13 protein-coding genes are annotated in these 15,702 nt (G+C 43.6%); 5 read left to right on the top strand and 8 right to left on the bottom strand.

All coding sequences use genetic code 11. The annotated features are described in order from the left end of the window. Positions 1-52 precede the first annotated feature (52 nt). The 5 genes from FQ084_RS04215 to ilvA all read right to left on the bottom strand — a co-directional run bounded on the left by FQ084_RS04215 (position 53) and on the right by ilvA (position 4,166). Complete coding sequence (locus FQ084_RS04215; protein ID WP_149489351.1) at positions 53-550, bottom strand: low molecular weight protein-tyrosine-phosphatase; 498 nt, start codon at positions 548-550, stop codon at positions 53-55. Positions 551-815: 265 nt separating this feature from the next. Then, positions 816-1,256 carry an RNA-binding S4 domain-containing protein gene (locus FQ084_RS04220; RefSeq protein ID WP_149489352.1) on the bottom strand — a complete coding sequence of 147 codons (441 nt, stop codon included), beginning with the start codon at positions 1,254-1,256 and terminating at the stop codon, positions 816-818. Positions 1,257-1,377: 121 nt separating this feature from the next. Beyond that, positions 1,378-2,058: an FMN-binding negative transcriptional regulator gene (locus FQ084_RS04225; RefSeq protein ID WP_149489353.1), complete on the bottom strand. Its 681-nt coding sequence runs from the start codon at positions 2,056-2,058 to the stop codon at positions 1,378-1,380. 29 nt (positions 2,059-2,087) lie between these two features. Then, positions 2,088-2,420, bottom strand: coding sequence for an excalibur calcium-binding domain-containing protein (locus FQ084_RS13440; protein ID WP_410477322.1), 333 nt, complete (start codon positions 2,418-2,420; stop codon positions 2,088-2,090). 192 nt (positions 2,421-2,612) lie between these two features. Then, on the bottom strand, positions 2,613-4,166 hold the full coding sequence (ilvA, locus tag FQ084_RS04235) for a threonine ammonia-lyase, biosynthetic (protein ID WP_149489354.1): 1,554 nt from the start codon (positions 4,164-4,166) through the stop codon (positions 2,613-2,615). 486 nt (positions 4,167-4,652) lie between these two features. On the opposite strand from ilvA, the gene rpiA reads away from it, so the two are divergent. After that, positions 4,653-5,312, top strand: a complete 660-nt coding sequence (gene rpiA / locus FQ084_RS04240) for a ribose-5-phosphate isomerase RpiA (protein WP_149489355.1) — start codon at positions 4,653-4,655, stop codon at positions 5,310-5,312. Positions 5,313-5,448: 136 nt separating this feature from the next. Here the strand turns inward: rpiA and argF are convergent, their stop codons facing one another. The 3 genes from argF to dnaB all read right to left on the bottom strand — a co-directional run bounded on the left by argF (position 5,449) and on the right by dnaB (position 9,235). Then, positions 5,449-6,372, bottom strand: a complete 924-nt coding sequence (gene argF, locus FQ084_RS04245) for an ornithine carbamoyltransferase (RefSeq protein ID WP_149489356.1) — start codon at positions 6,370-6,372, stop codon at positions 5,449-5,451. Between the two features lie 184 nt (positions 6,373-6,556). Continuing rightward, the gene (gene alr, locus FQ084_RS04250) at positions 6,557-7,675 is read right to left on the bottom strand and encodes an alanine racemase (protein WP_149489357.1); all 1,119 of its coding nucleotides are present in this window, start codon (positions 7,673-7,675) and stop codon (positions 6,557-6,559) included. A 156-nt stretch (positions 7,676-7,831) separates the two neighbouring features. Continuing rightward, complete coding sequence (gene dnaB, locus FQ084_RS04255) at positions 7,832-9,235, bottom strand: replicative DNA helicase (protein WP_149489358.1); 1,404 nt, start codon at positions 9,233-9,235, stop codon at positions 7,832-7,834. A gap of 325 nt (positions 9,236-9,560) precedes the next feature. Here dnaB and pdxA point away from each other — a divergent pair, with 325 nt between their 5' ends. From pdxA to FQ084_RS04275, 4 genes are all read left to right on the top strand, one after another. Further along, complete coding sequence (gene pdxA, locus FQ084_RS04260; protein ID WP_149489359.1) at positions 9,561-10,646, top strand: 4-hydroxythreonine-4-phosphate dehydrogenase PdxA; 1,086 nt, start codon at positions 9,561-9,563, stop codon at positions 10,644-10,646. Positions 10,647-11,307: 661 nt separating this feature from the next. Next, positions 11,308-13,224, top strand: coding sequence for a bilirubin reductase, long form (gene bilR / locus FQ084_RS04265; protein ID WP_149489360.1), 1,917 nt, complete (start codon positions 11,308-11,310; stop codon positions 13,222-13,224). Positions 13,225-13,778: 554 nt separating this feature from the next. Continuing rightward, positions 13,779-14,642 (top strand): 16S rRNA (adenine(1518)-N(6)/adenine(1519)-N(6))-dimethyltransferase RsmA, encoded by an 864-nt coding sequence (rsmA, locus tag FQ084_RS04270; protein WP_149489361.1) that lies wholly within the window; start codon positions 13,779-13,781, stop codon positions 14,640-14,642. Between the two features lie 126 nt (positions 14,643-14,768). Next, positions 14,769-15,611 carry a symmetrical bis(5'-nucleosyl)-tetraphosphatase gene (locus FQ084_RS04275; RefSeq protein ID WP_149489362.1) on the top strand — a complete coding sequence of 281 codons (843 nt, stop codon included), beginning with the start codon at positions 14,769-14,771 and terminating at the stop codon, positions 15,609-15,611. Positions 15,612-15,702 lie beyond the last annotated feature (91 nt).

Raw genomic sequence — 15,702 nt, forward strand, 5'->3', positions numbered from 1 at the left:
AAGTACTATTAAACATTGTTAAGCATTAAGTGCTACTAAGCCCTAAGCATTGCTAAGCAGTTTTCCAACTTTCAATCCAAGCTTGTGCACTGGATTCTATACGTTCAATGACCTCTTCAAAAGCATCGCCATCGCCTTGATAAGGGTCTGGGACATCGTCGCCGCCGTAGGTTGGATCTTCTTCACTAAACAGCGCCAGTTTGGCAAGCTTACCATCTGTGTTGGTTATATTATCTTTAATGGCTTGCAGGTCAGCTAAGTTTTGTGCATCCATCGCCAATATTAAATCAAACTTGCGGAAGTCATCAGCGCTTACTTGACGGGCGACCAGCTTACTGATGTTATAACCATGGGCTTTAGCATGGCGCTGTGCCCGCACATCGGGTGCATGACCAATATGCCAGTCCCCAGTCCCTGCCGAATCCACTTTCATCGCTAGCCCTGCAATGGCGGTTTGCTGACGGAAAATCTCCTCGGCGGTCGGTGAACGGCAAATATTTCCCAAACAAACCAATAGAACGGATGAGGGAGTAGACGCTTTGATTGGCATATAAGGACCTTTTATCACAACAAAAAAACATGCTATCAAGACCAGCATAGGTAATGCGGTTTATTAGCATGTTATCGAGTAAATTAATTAGCTGTCAGCGTAACGGTTAATGTGTTGAATGGCAAGGGTAGAGGTAAGACAATGTGGTCACACTAGGCAATAATAATAAAAAGCTGCCGACCCTAATAGTCTGTATTAATCCTCTTAATGAATGCTATTCATAGTTAGGGCTAGGGATATTGCCGTATAAAAGTGAATAATAACTTTAGTCTTGCTTATTTTTGAAGCGTTGTAAATCTCGACGCTCTTTCTTATTGGGTTTATTATCAGGGCGGGCAAGATTGGCAAGTTTGCGCTGCTCAGCGTAATAAGCGCGGCGCTCTTCGCTCTCCTCAGTTTCTGAATATAATGCTTGTGCGGCAATCGCATTACCACGTTGTGCGCTTAGCGCTTCAACCAAGACTGTTTTCTCAGTCATGGCAGTAGCTGAGCCTTGGCGAATACTGAGCTCATCTCCGACTGCAATCTCTTTACTGGTTTTGACGCGGCTCCCTGCATAATGGACACGTCCGCTTTCGATGGCTTCTTTGGCAAGGGTACGGGTGCGATAAAAGCGAGCTGCCCATAACCATTTATCAAGACGCATACGCACCGCATCTGGTTGGCTATGGCTCGGCTGATTGTGGTTTTTATTATGTTTACTCATCAAAACCTCATAGATATCAATAAAGTAACATAATAATGGTGTCGTTTTTATTGATTAAAAGAGCGGTGCGCGATTAAAGTGTTTAAAAGTAGGTGATTATGATGGGTACAGAGAACTCAAGTTAGCCATTGTTCTGATTAGCAACTTTGACAGCCATCACAGCAGCACTATTATTCTCTACCTGCTCTAAACCATTTATGATCCCTGTGATGTCTTCTACGGTTTTATTTTGGCTTAATTTAAACTGAGCTTGTATCGAATCGATAGGCAGTCTAAAGCCAATAATACCGCGACACATGGCATCGATATAAGCAGCTGGTGCATCATTTAGTGACCAAGGGTTGTCGGATATTACCTCTTGCTGCGCGGTCATGGTTGCTAATATCCATTTAAGGGTGTCACTATCTTCAATCAATTCAATCTTAGACTGAATATGGACGCTTTGATAGTTCCATGTAGGCACTACTTTATGGGTTTTTGCTTTGCTAGGATACCAGTTAGGGCTGATGTATTGTCCAGAATCTTGGAAAATAATTAACCACGAACCGTTTGGTAAAGTGTTTTGGTAAATAGGATTTTTACGACCAAAATGACCATAAAGATAGCCGTGTGATTCGTCAGAAGCAAAATCGGAACCAAAATCTGCATTGAATTTAGCGTGGTCATTATGCCAAAACAACGGTATATGACAGGCTTCGATACCATCTTTAGTTTGGGCAACTAAGGTCGCTAACGGATTAATGGAGATAAATTCAATGATGTTATCAAAATTTTCTTCGGTAAAAACAGCAGGGATATGCATGACGTTCTCAATTTATGCGTGATATAAAATTAGTTACACCACTGCTGCTCACAAGGGATACCGTCATGGTTACCATCCATCTTTGTATTAGGGCAGTGTTGTAAGAAGTAAGTGGCTTCTGCGCATGAGGTCATCTGAGAACAATGTTGTCTCCCATCACAGGCAAAGCTTGGCGCTGCTTGCTGTGATATTACAACTGGAATTGCTGCCGGAGCTGCATTTGAAGTTGTATCTGAAGCTGCCTCTAAATCGACGTACGTTGGCGGTATGTCATCAAAATCAGCAGAGGTAAAAGCAGCAATTGAAGTATCAGCCGCAATATCAGTGCTAGGATTGCTTGTAGAGCTTTTAGGTTGAAGCATGTTATAACCCACAAGTGCTAAAACCAGTAACAATACAAACATCAATATCTTTTTTATCATGGCTCACTACTTAATCATGGTCGCTACCAATTAATAATTGCTACCAATGAATAATCGCTATTGATCCATCAGTGGCGGTTGTTTAGCAATGAAAACACCGCCCTGATGAATGAAAGTTTATCTCTACACTAACTATTTTAAAAACAACTGATAACCAATATTGTCATTGAGCATGGTGCAGTCGTAGCCGATATCAAGAAGCGCATCTTGCAGCTGACGAGAGTTACCTTCAGAGGCTTGTACGCCGACCAGCACGCGACCTTCAGCAGCGCCATGATTGCGATAATGGAATAAGGTGATGTTAAAGTCGTCGCCAAGTTTCTCTAAGAAAGTAAGCAGTGCGCCCGGACGTTCAGGAAATACCACGTTTAATAATTGCTCGTTTTCAACATGAGCATGACCACCGATCAAATGACGGATATGTGATTTGGCGATATCATCATCGGTTAGGTCATGTGCCGTATAACCATCGTCTGCCAATTGCTTACTGATGGTTTGACGCTCTTTGTCGCCTTCTTTTAGAGCAATACCGACAAAAATTGCCGCAGGCTCCATCGAGTCTGGTGATTTTTTGCTATCAGCACGGTAGTTAAACTCGGTGATATTACGTCCATGTAAGCTACGGCAGAAGTTTAAGAAAGCACCCGTTTGCTCAGGAATCGTCACGCCAAAGATGGCTTCTTTTTTCTCACCAATTTCAGTACGCTCAGCAATATAACGTAGGCGGTCAAAGTTCATATTGGCACCGCAGATGATGCTGACGCAATTTTTACCTTGTAAGTTATTGGCTTCGATATATTTTTTCATGCCTGCAACGGGTAATGCGCCAGCAGGTTCAACAATGCTACGGTTTTCTTCAAAGATATCTTTGACCGCGGCACAGACTTCATCGTTGGTACAAGTGACCACTTCGGGCTCGACCAACGGACCTGATTTATCACTCTTTTGCATACGGACAATATCAAAAGGGAGTTCGCCAATTTGGGCGACTGCGACACCATCAACAAACAGTCCGACTTGTTTCAGTTTGACCCGCTCATTTGCTTCAAGCGCTGCTTTGAGGGAGGCTGATTGTTCTGCTTCTACGGCGATGACTTTGACATGCGGCGCGACTTCACCTAAAAAGGCTGCAACCCCTGAGATAAGCCCGCCGCCCCCCACAGCAACGAACACATAATCCATATTGCGCCACTGCTGGGTCAACTCCAGACCAATAGTGCCTTGTCCAGCAATCACCAATTCATCATCGTAAGGAGGAATAAAGGTCAAGCCTTCTGTTTCAGCGCGATTGATTGCATAACGGTTGGCTTCATCAAAGCTATCGCCATATAAGTCGACATTGCCGCCCAGTGCTCTGACAGCATCTACTTTGATATCTGGGGTGGTGGTTGGCATTACGATGATGTTATTGAGGGCAAGCTTACGGGCAGAATAAGCAACGCCCTGGGCATGGTTGCCCGCTGAGGCACAAATGACGCCGCGCGCTTTTTGCGCATCGCTCAGTTGGCTAATGCAGTTATAAGCGCCGCGTAATTTAAAGGATTTTACTGGCTGTAAATCTTCACGCTTAAATCGAATATCATTAGCAAAACGTTGGGTCAGCTTGGGTGCCGATTCAAGTGGTGTTTGAATAGCAACGTCATAGACGGTGGCTTGCAAGATGGCTCGTACCCAGTGTGACAGCATAATGATTCCTAAATTGAGTGAAGATGAATAAAAGAGGTGCAAATGGCTATAAAGTCAGTGTTTATAAATCATCAGCTATAAATAGCCATAAACCCGTATAGATTAGCCTAAAAACGAAATAGATTAGCCTATGCTGATTTTGACTATCTTGCAAGACACAATTGCAAATTTTGTAGAGAGTTTTTTATAAAGGTTTTTTATCATGACTTTAAGCTTTTAAGTTTTTTATGAGCGTTAAAGGTTAAAAACTAAATCCTAACAGACATATGATCGTAAAATGGGAATCACACAATCTCAGTCAAGCGATATTAGCCAAGTCATCGATATATTAAAGTAAGTATGAGCAATGAGGGCGGAGAATGAGTATTTAGAATGGGTTTTACGCTAACATCCCATAAAGCCATCGGTTATAATAAGCGCGCATTTTACCTCTTTTATCATTCTGCCTGTTTTAGAGTGATACGTTTATTTTTCCAAGGATTTATGATGAGTGATCAGCAAGCACAAAAGCAAGCTGCAGCCAAAGCTGCCCTAAGCTATATCGAAGATGACATGATACTTGGGGTCGGAACGGGCAGTACGGTTAACTGTTTGATTGAGTTGTTGCCGACGTTAAGGCTTGCTGGCGCGGTTGCAAGCTCACAGGTCACCGAAGATAAACTCCGTGCCCTTGGTATCGAAATCGTCGATTTAAACTTTGCTGGTCAGCTTGATGTGTATATTGATGGCGCCGATGAGGTAAACGAACATTTGCAATTGATCAAAGGTGGTGGCGGCGCGCTGACACGCGAAAAAATTGTCGCCGCAGCTTCGAATAAATTTGTCTGCATGGTCGATGAAAGTAAAATTGTGGAATGGCTGGGACGTGAGTTTCCAGTGCCGATAGAGGTGCTCCCACAAGCGCGCTCGTATGTGGCAAGGCAGTTAGCTCTTTTAGGCGGTGAGCCAGTATATCGTGAGAATTTCGTCACCGATTATGGCAACGTGATTTTAGACACCTATGATTTGGATGTCAGTAACCCGCTAGCGCTAGAGCAGCAATTAAACAATATCGTTGGTGTGGTCTGTAATGGTATCTTTGCGGCCAATCAAGCAGATGTATTGCTCAAAGCGGGAAGTAATGGCGTGACGACTGTAACGCGTTAGTCCTTTAATGCTAGAATGTGGCACTAAATGATAAAGCTATAAAGAATGAAAAGGCAGAGCGCCATAAATGGGCTCTGCCTTTTTTGTATGGACTATTTTATCAATATTCCACGTTAAGCTTTTTAGAAGCCTGTTTTTAGGCAGGTAGCTTAATTTTGTCTTTTAATAAAAACTCCATCAAGGCTTTTTGCGCATGTAAGCGGTTTTCTGCTTCATGCCACACCACAGAGCGTGGATCATCGAGCATATCATGCGAGATTTCTTCGCCGCGATGCGCCGGCAAGCAATGCATGAAGACGACTTCAGGATCCGCTTTATCAAGCAGTGATGGCGTGACTTGATAAGCAGCAAAGCGGCGTGCACGGGTATTTTGCTCGGACTCTTGTCCCATACTTGCCCACACATCGGTGACAATTAAGCTCGAATCTTTCGCCGCTTCTTGCACATTTTCAACGATACTCACGCAATGTGAGAAGCGTTTCATCAGCTCAGGATCAGGCTCAAAACCATATGGGGCTGCTACACGTAGCTCAAAGCCAAACTGATTGGCCGCTTGCATGTAGGATGCGCACATATTATTACCATCTCCGACCCACGTGACGATTTTGTTTTCGATACTACCGCGATGCTCATAATAGGTCTGCATATCAGCAAGCAACTGGCATGGATGAAATTCATCAGTGAGTGCGTTAATAATAGGCACACTAGAGTATTCGGCAAAGGTCTCAACTTTTTCGTGGCCAAAGGTGCGAATCATAATAATATCGACCATGCTGGAGATGACGCGAGCGGAGTCTTCTAGCGGCTCACCGCGCCCAAGCTGGGTGTCATTTGGCGATAAAAAAATAGCGCTGCCGCCAAACTGACCCATGCCAGTCTCAAATGAGATGCGCGTACGGGTGGATGATTTTTCAAATATCATGCCAAGCGTACGACCCACGAAGGGCTGATATATCTCGCCAGCGTGTTGCATCTTACGCAGTTCGCTCGCGCGTTTGATTAGGTTTTCTAGTTCTTGTTTGGTTAAATCAGATAGGGTCAAAAAATGGCGCAAACTCATAGTAATCCTAGCAGTCGATCGCAGTCAGTGAAACGTTATCATTCTTCAATAGCATCGCGTCAGTGCGTATACTGGGGTGACAACAAACTTTTAGTATAGCGCAATTGGGCTTAATGTAAATGTCCAATTTGCCATGTTTATCAGTCTCGCAAACAGTCATCACATTAATCTCTATCGACTATGACTATGCTATTGTCCGAGTCGGGCGAGCGCTTAGGCGGCATAGTAACTCATAGCTAATGGTATCAGCATGGGCAGCGACTTCATCGACATGCGGCGCGTCGCCCCAAAGTATCACCTGACTATTTAAAGCCACGCTCTCTGGTACGGCACTGACATCAATGACAATCATATCCATGGCCACTCGCCCAAGTACCGCGCATGGATAGCTTTGATGATTGCTGGCATCAATGACAGAGACATACGCATCATTATTAACTACCCGTGGATAGCCGTCTCCATAGCCGATACTGACCAAGGCGGTTTTAGTATTATGTGTAGCGGTCCAGCGGCTCCCATAACCAATGCCGTCACCGGCGTTGACTGTTTGTAAGGCGATAATCTGCGCGCTAAATTCCATCGCTGGCTGTAAGTCTAAATCATGCGCACTTTTGTCAATGACAGGCGTGCTCCCGTATAACATGATACCCGGACGTACCCAGTCGTAATGATATTCTGAAAAATTGACAATACCAGCTGAGTTGCATAAGGAGCCTTTTACATCGCTGCTGACCGTTTCTTTTAGGGTGTGCAGCATATCATTGAAACGCTGGATTTGAATGGCGTTTAGGGGATGAGCGCGGTCGTCGGCATTGGCAAAGTGGGTGGTCAAAATCAGCTGATAACCGGCTTCATGCAGGCGTTTGGCTGCTGGAATAAGGGTTTGGTCATTAAACCCTAAGCGGTTCATACCAGTATTGTATTTAAGCCAAACCACTCGAGTGGCGCTATTTGTAGGTGGGGTATTTTCTAATGCCCACGTTAACTGTGGCTCATGATGAATCACACAGCTAATATCATGCTCAATCGCCAACTGCCATTCATCTTTAGTAAATGCGCCTTCGATTAGACCAATGGTTTTATCCCAGCCCAATTGCCGAGCTTCTAATGCTTCTATCAAGGTTGCGACGCCGATACCATCTGCCTGTTGTTCGGCTTGTTGTAACGCTGGCAGGACAGCTGCCACGCCATGACCATAGGCATTGGCTTTGACCATAGCGAGCACTTTGGACTTTGGTGACAGTTTTTTAACTTGAGCCAAGTTATGAGTGATGGCTGCTGGTTTGATTGTGATGGTGCGCATAATTGCCTTCTTTATTAGCAAAATTGTTTTATTAGTAAAGTGGTGAATTGATAAAGCCAGTGAGTCATCAATCCGGTTGATGACTCACTGGCTATTTTTTATGCATAGTCGTTTGTTAAGCGTAGGGCTTGTTGTGTTTATCGTTTAATAAGTCAATTATTCGTCATTCTCAAAGCTGACGTTTTGATAGTATTCTGGCGTCAGATTGATAAAGCGGGTGAATTGCCCTTCAAAGCCCAAGCGTATGGTGCCGATAGGGCCGTTACGCTGTTTACCAATGATGATTTCAGCCACGCCTTTGTGGTCCGAGTTTTCATTATAAACCTCATCGCGATAAATAAACATAATCAAATCGGCATCCTGCTCAATCGCACCTGATTCACGCAAATCCGACATAATAGGACGCTTATTAGGACGGTTCTCCAGACTGCGGTTAAGCTGTGATAAGGCGATGACTGGGCATTCAAGCTCACGAGCCAAGGCTTTTAAGCTACGAGAAATCTCGGAGATTTCTCCCACACGGTTACCATCAAGATTAGGCACTTTCATTAATTGTAGATAATCGACAATGATAGCGCCAAGCTTGCCATCATGGTTTTTGGCGATACGGCGACAGCGCGAACGCAGCTCAGAGGGCGGCAGGGCAGTACTGTCATCAATATATAAGTGTTTAGACTGCAGATGCTGAATGGCATTCATCATTTTTGCCCATTCATCTTCATTCATTTGACCAGAACGCAGGTGCGTCTGATTAATCGCCCCCCATGAAGACAGCAAACGCATAACGATAGATTCGGCTGGCATCTCCATCGAGAACACCACCACGGGTAAATCTTCATTAAATAAAATACCTTCTGCTAAGTTCATAGCAAAGGTGGTTTTACCCATAGAAGGACGGGCGGCAACAATGATTAAATCCCCTGCTTGTAAACCTTGGGTTTTATTATTGAGCTCAACAAAGGGCGTTTGCAAACCTATCATGCCGTCGGGATTGGATTTTAGCTCTTGAATTTTATCGATGACATTGGTCAGTACAGAGGTAATGCCAACAGGCCCACGCTGTTCTGCGCGTTTGTTATGTTGCTCATTAATACTAAATATTTTTGCCTCGACACTGTCTAAAATGTCGCTGACCGTTTGGTCTTTAGGATTGTAGGCAAGGGTAAGCATATCGTTGCCAGTGGTAATCAGCTGGCGTAGGGTCGATAGCTCTCGCACGCGCTGGGCATAAGCGGTGAGGTTAAACAAAGTTGCCGGACTTTGGCTTAAAATATCTGCCAAGTAGCTATCACCACCGGCACTTTTCAGTAGTTTTTGTGCTTCCAACCAGTCATGCACCATGACCGTATCATAAGGCTCGTTGACCGCCGCTAAATGCGCGATGGCATCAAAAATATACTGATGTCGTCCTGCATAAAAATCGTCTTTAGTCACGATATCTGCAATCTTATCGTAAGCCTCTTCGATACTCATCAAAGACGCCAGCAAAGCCTTCTCAATATCGATATTATGCGGCGGTGTCTGATTGAGTAAGTCGTCGGTTTTTTCGTTGTCTGCCATGGGTGCCTAATGTGTTAAAAGTCGGTATAAATGGAAATTTGGTATAAGTATTTATTTTAGTAGTGATGCAGCCAAGCAAGCGCGACATACCTCTACGATAGAAGTACCAAAACGTGGTCTCAGCGCTTGCTGGTAAATGCTACAATGAAAAGCGAAAGTTTAACACATTATGCAGTTTTTTCGGCTGCTATAAGTAACTATCTATAAAAATGCCATCTGCTATGGCATAAAATGGGCGACGTCTCAGACAACTTTAAATGCGCATTTTTATAATAAAAAGTATCATTAAATCAATCTCTTAATATCATACTAGGGTATTGTTGCTATGCAAAAAAAATTACCATTATTAGTCACAACCGGTGAGCCTGCTGGCATTGGTATGGATATCGTGCTGCTATTAGCGGCTGAGGGTAAATTACAAGATTTTAACCGTCCGATTTGGGTCACGGCAGATAGCAAGGCGATGCAAACGCGGGCAGACGAGTTGGTGACTGCTGGCGTATTAAAAGTTTGTCCACTTTGGCAAACTATGAATACAAATATAGAAGCCGATGATTTTTTGGATCATATATCACAGCAAATTGTTAACAGTGATAATACTTTTCTCTTGATTAATACTCCTTGTGCTGAACCAGTCGTTTGCGGGCAAATTGATACTCGCAATTCGGCCATGGTTGCCAAACAATTAGACATCGCGCATCAACTCGCTACCAACAAAACAGTTGCTGCTATCGTCACAGGGCCATTGCAAAAGTCCGCACTGATAGATGCCGATATTAAGCTGCTCGATGGCACTATGTTTAGTGGTCATACCGAGTTTTTTATGCAGCAAAGTGGCTGTGAAAAAGTGGTGATGATGCTTGCCAATCAAGCCATGAAAGTGGCGCTTGTTACCACGCATTTAGCATTAAAGGACATTCCTGCTGCTATCACCGCTGATAATGTACGCCAAACGGTGCAAATTGTCATCGATGATATGCGTGAGAAATTCGGCTTAACGCAGCCACGTATTTTGGTGTGCGGTCTTAACCCACATGCAGGCGAGGGTGGGCATTTGGGCGTTGAGGAAATTGAGATTATCAATCCTGTATTACGTAAGTTTATTGATGCAGGCGTCGATATATCAGAGGCGATGCCAGCAGATACTTTATTTACTCCAAGACATTTGGCGAGTTGCGATGCGGTGATTGCTATGTATCATGACCAAGGTTTGCCAGTGCTCAAATCACATGGCTTTGGCGATACGGTCAATCTTACCTTGGGCTTGCCGTATATTCGCACCTCGGTTGATCATGGCACTGCACTTGACTTAGCAGGACGTGGTGGCGCAAGTGCTACCAGCTTATACCAAGCACTACTGATGGCTAATGAGATGGCGGATAAATCGCTGATTAATAGACCTCTTATATAAAACTGGTGCATTTGAAGTTTGTCACGCAGTATTGGGTAATTTTAGTGTGAATAATGGCTATTTATGAATCATCAAACACGGTCTAATATAAGTGGTTCCATTATAGCGGTCTATTTTAAGTGGTCTGTTAATAGGTTTGAAGGGTGAAATAGTTGGTTCCCTTGGGGTATACCCTATTAGATAGTTAAACGAAATTTCAAATGAGATTGGGTATGAATACGCTGAAACGAATATCCTTTGATTATTATCTTCCTTCGAGCTGGTCGAACAAAGTATTCTTCGTTCATGTTTACAGTATTAAGAGAATAAGTAAAATTGTTAGAGTCTGTTGAACATTCACAAATGCGCACTGCTGATAGCTAAAATAGTTCTAGTCTAAGTGAAAATTGCAGGTAACGCTCATTGCTTCGGCTAGCTGATTTTAGCTAGACGGTTACTTTGAGTAGAGCGATTTTAGCATCAGCCTTCACTACAACAACAGGGACAGGATTACTTTTTGCTACTTCATTGCCAGAAACAGATGCTTAGAATGACTGAATTTACAATCTTTATCTGCGAATAGTCTAAAGAATAGTCACTGTTAGTGCCACGGTCGAGTGTTAAACAGACCCTAGTATTAACGTATTAACCACTATAAAACTACTGCTATAGAAGCCATACTATGAAAATACTACAACCTATCACTATTGGTGGAGTGACTTTTAAAAACCGCCTAATGCTGCCACCGCTTACCACAGGCTATGAAGCAAAGGACGGTAGCATCAGCTCACAAAGCCTATCTTTTTATCGCCGTTTAGCGCAAGGGGGCGTAGGTTACATTGTGCTCGGTGATGTTGCTCCGATACCTAGCTTTGCGCAAACCCCTAAACTATTTGACGATAGCCAAATTGATGGTTTTCGACAGATTGCCGATAGCGTACATAGTTATGGGGCGAAAATTGGCATACAGGTATTTCATCCTGAATACGATGTTGAGGCCATTAACAAAATGTTCGCTAATGGCGAACAGAATAAGGTTCGGGAGCGATTAGATTATGATATGCAGCACTTCGTCAATGAAGTAAGCGAAGATAGCTTGATGGTGATCATTGATAAAATGTGTGCGTGTGCCAAACGTGCGCAACAAGCAGGGATTGATGTCATACAAGTCCATGGTGATCGATTAGTAGGTGCTCTATGTAGCACTCAGCTCAATACCCGTACTGATAAATTTGGTGGCTCTCTTAAAAACCGTACACGTTTTGCCTTACTGTTAGTACAAGCATTGAAGAAAGCTGTGCCAACCATGGTTATCGATTATAAGCTGTCAGTAGTCACGCCTACGCGTGGTAAAGGCGGTGTTGATGAGATTGATGCACCGCAATTTGCGCAGTGGCTTGAAGGTGCTGGTGTAGACATGATTCATGTCGGTCAAGCCAATCATACGGTCAACTTAGCCGACACTATCCCGCCAATGGGAGTGCAGCCCTATTGTTTTTTTGCAGACATCGCACAATCAGTTAAGCAAGTGGTCACTATTCCTGTAAGCACTTCGGGGCGTATTATTGACCCTGAGATGGCTGAAGCAGTGCTGGAAACAGATAAGGTTGATATGATTGGCATAGGTCGTCCCCTATTGGCTGACCCTGACTGGCCAAACAAAGCAGCGGCTGGCAAGCATAAAGATATTCGTCGTTGTATCAGTTGTAATGTCTGCGTTGATGCAGTCATGAATCGATCTTTTATGATTTGTACGGTTAACCCGGAGAACGGCTATGAAGAGACTCGAACTATCACACCTGCCAAGATTAAGAAAAAGGTAGTCGTTGTCGGTGGTGGCCCTGCTGGACTTGAAGCCGCTCGTGTCGCTGCAGTAAAAGGGCATCATGTAACGCTGTTTGAAAAAGAGAATAAGCTTGGTGGTCAGTTAAATATAGCCGATGTACCACCGCGTAAAATTGAGCTGCAACGCCTTACAGATGACTTAATACACGCGGTAAAATCTGAGGGTGTGAATTTACGTCTAAATGAAATAGCAACTGTAAAAAGCATATCAGCATTAGAACCTGATGCGGTGATTGTAGCGGTTGGTGCGAACAGCTTTATTCCAGCAATTTCAGGCATAGATAATGTGAATGTCAAAGATGCATGGAAAGTGCTGGCGGGCTCACAAACAGTTTCTGATCGTGTCGTTATCATCGGTGGCGGGGTCGTCGGTTGCGAGACTGCTGAATATCTCGCTGAGCTTGGCTGTAAAGTGTCGATAGTCGAGATGTCGGATAGTATTACTAACGATATAAGTGTGACGATTGTACCTACAATGCTGGAGAACTATGAGCAATTTGATGTTGAGACGTATATGGAACACAAGGTCACGGCCATTACCGAAAATGAAGTACATTGTGAAATTAAGAATAGAGATATCGTGCAAATCCCCTACGACTATGTAGTCATTGCTAGTGGTGCGCGTTCAGTGGGGTTTGATACCGCAGAATTCATTGCTAATGGTATTGAGGTTATCGAAGTTGGAGACTGTGACAAAGTGGCTGATATCTCGTATGCAACCAAAACCGCTTATGACGCTGCTAATGCACTTTAAGTTTTTAAAGCACTATGAGTAGAAGTTACATGAACATGCCAATGTTTTTTAAACAGTATTCTTACTTTCTCTTACCCGAAATTGTTAAAAAATATTTGGCTGATAAAAAGTAAATACGGTAGCATATCTCAATTATTTAGATAAACTATTTAAAATAAGCTAAAGCTTATTTATGATAAATCCTGTTCGGTGCCTGTATAGCGCACCGATCACGAATAGAATATGTATGGTAAGTACACAATGAAGTACACTGTGACTATTCCGTAAGTTGAAACCTTGATACCATTAGCCTACAGCCCAAGTTTCGAGTTCTCACTAGGGTACCGTATATATAACCAACATTATAGCAAATGGTTTAAGAACAAAAAAAGCGATGTGTCGGTTGTGCCAAGGTGTAGGTGGTTTACTAATAAAACGTCTCAAAAATACAGTGCAATTATGAGCTGTGGTATAATTTCGTATTACAAAGCCAGCAAATAAAAGCGCATATAAATCCAGTATATTGCTGCCATAGCGCTGTAGCCCATTTATCTTTTATCCATTAAGACTTTTTTATGTCCAAAACTACGTTTGATGCTCAATCTATTTCTAACAGCCTGCGCGCTGCCAAACACCAACCGCGTAAGCGTTTTGGTCAAAACTTCTTGCACGATGGCAGTGTCATTCGCCAAATCGTTGATAGCATTCGCCTAGAGCGTGATGATAATTTAATTGAGATTGGGCCAGGGATGGGCGCGCTAACTGAGCCGCTATTGACAGAAGTCGATGCGATGACCGTGGTAGAGCTGGATCGTGACTTGGCCGATAGCTTACGTATTCGTATCGGCGCCAACAGTCATCCAAATTTCACGATTATCAAAGACAATGCCATGCATGTCGATTATCGCCAGATGTATAGCCCTGAGCGTGGCAAGCTACGCGTGGTTGGTAATCTACCCTATAATATCTCTACACCAATACTCTTTCATCTGCTCAGCTATGCCGATGTGATTCAAGACATGCATTTTATGTTGCAAAAAGAAGTGGTTGAGCGTATCACGGCTGATGTTGGTAGCAAAACTTATGGTCGCTTGTCGGTCATCATGCAATATCACTGTGATACCGATTATTTACTGACCGTACCACGCGGTGCTTTTAATCCGCCACCAAAAGTGACCAGCGCCGTATTTAGACTGACGCCGCATATCAATAAGCCGGTCGTAGCAGAAGATGAAGAGTATTTTGCGCTTGTGGTACGAGAAACCTTTAACCATCGTCGTAAGACGCTACGTGCTATTTTCAAAAAATCAACCTTATTGCCAACATTGAGCGAAGACGATTTTGCGGCTTGTGCTATCGATCCACAAGCGCGTCCTGAGGTTTTAAGTGTGAAAGACTTTGTCAATTTGAGCAATCAGGCACGCAAAATAGAGGTTTAAATCGACCTACTGCCAATCAATCGTCAAGAGTACTTATATAGAAATTATAATATAAATGCTTTTCACATAAAAATGATGATATAAAATTTTTATATAAGAAATGCCACATAAAAAGATTGAGGATTTATGAGTTTTCGCCATCAGTATGTTATCGGTGACCTGCAAGGCTGTTATGCGGCGTATCTGCATTTACTTGAAACCTTGGATTTTGATCCTGCGCAAGACAAGCTATGGTTTGCTGGTGATTTGGTGGCACGTGGTGAAAACTCATTAAGTACGTTGCGTCATGTCAAAGCACTTTGTGAACAAGGCGCAGCAGCGACAGTACTTGGCAATCATGATATTAATTTGATTGCTGTCTGGCGCGGTGCCGCAAAGATTAAGAAAAAGGATCAGACAGCCCCCATTTTCGCAGCTAATGATTGTGATGAGTTGCTTGAATGGCTACGTCATCAGCCACTACTGTCTTACCCTGATGAGCATACGGTATTGGTACACGCTGGCATTCCACCGCATTGGACGATTGAGGCGGCAGCAGACCATGCGCAGCAGTTAGAGGCACAGCTGCAAGGCAGTTTAAAGCAGCTGGATCGTTTATTACCCAATCTCTATAGTAAAACAGCCGATGAGTGGCATGAAGGCATTAATGGCTTTACCAAAATGCGCGCGATTGCCAATTATTTCACGCGTATGCGTCTATGCAAACAAGACGGCACGCTGGAATTTAGTTTTACAGCAGGATTAGAAGAGCAGATGCCAAAAGGGTTTTTACCTTGGTTTGAATGGCAAGTACCGCGCACGCGCAAGATTTTGTTTGGTCACTGGGCGGCGCTTAAAGCTGAGGTCGACTTACCTTACGCGCGTGCGCTTGATGGTGGCTGTATATGGGGCAATCATCTGTTAGCTTATCGCTTGGGTGATGGAAAAACCATCACGTCAAGTGCGCATTGCTTACTGCCAGACTCATAATATGAGCTATATAGCTTGACTGGTTGTTTTTTGGATAGTTACCTCAAAAAATGTCCAGTCAATAATCCAAGCCCTCAGTTAAGCAATCAGC

The sequence above is a fragment of the Psychrobacter sp. ANT_WB68 genome (assembly GCF_008369115.1).
GTDB lineage: Bacteria > Pseudomonadota > Gammaproteobacteria > Pseudomonadales > Moraxellaceae > Psychrobacter.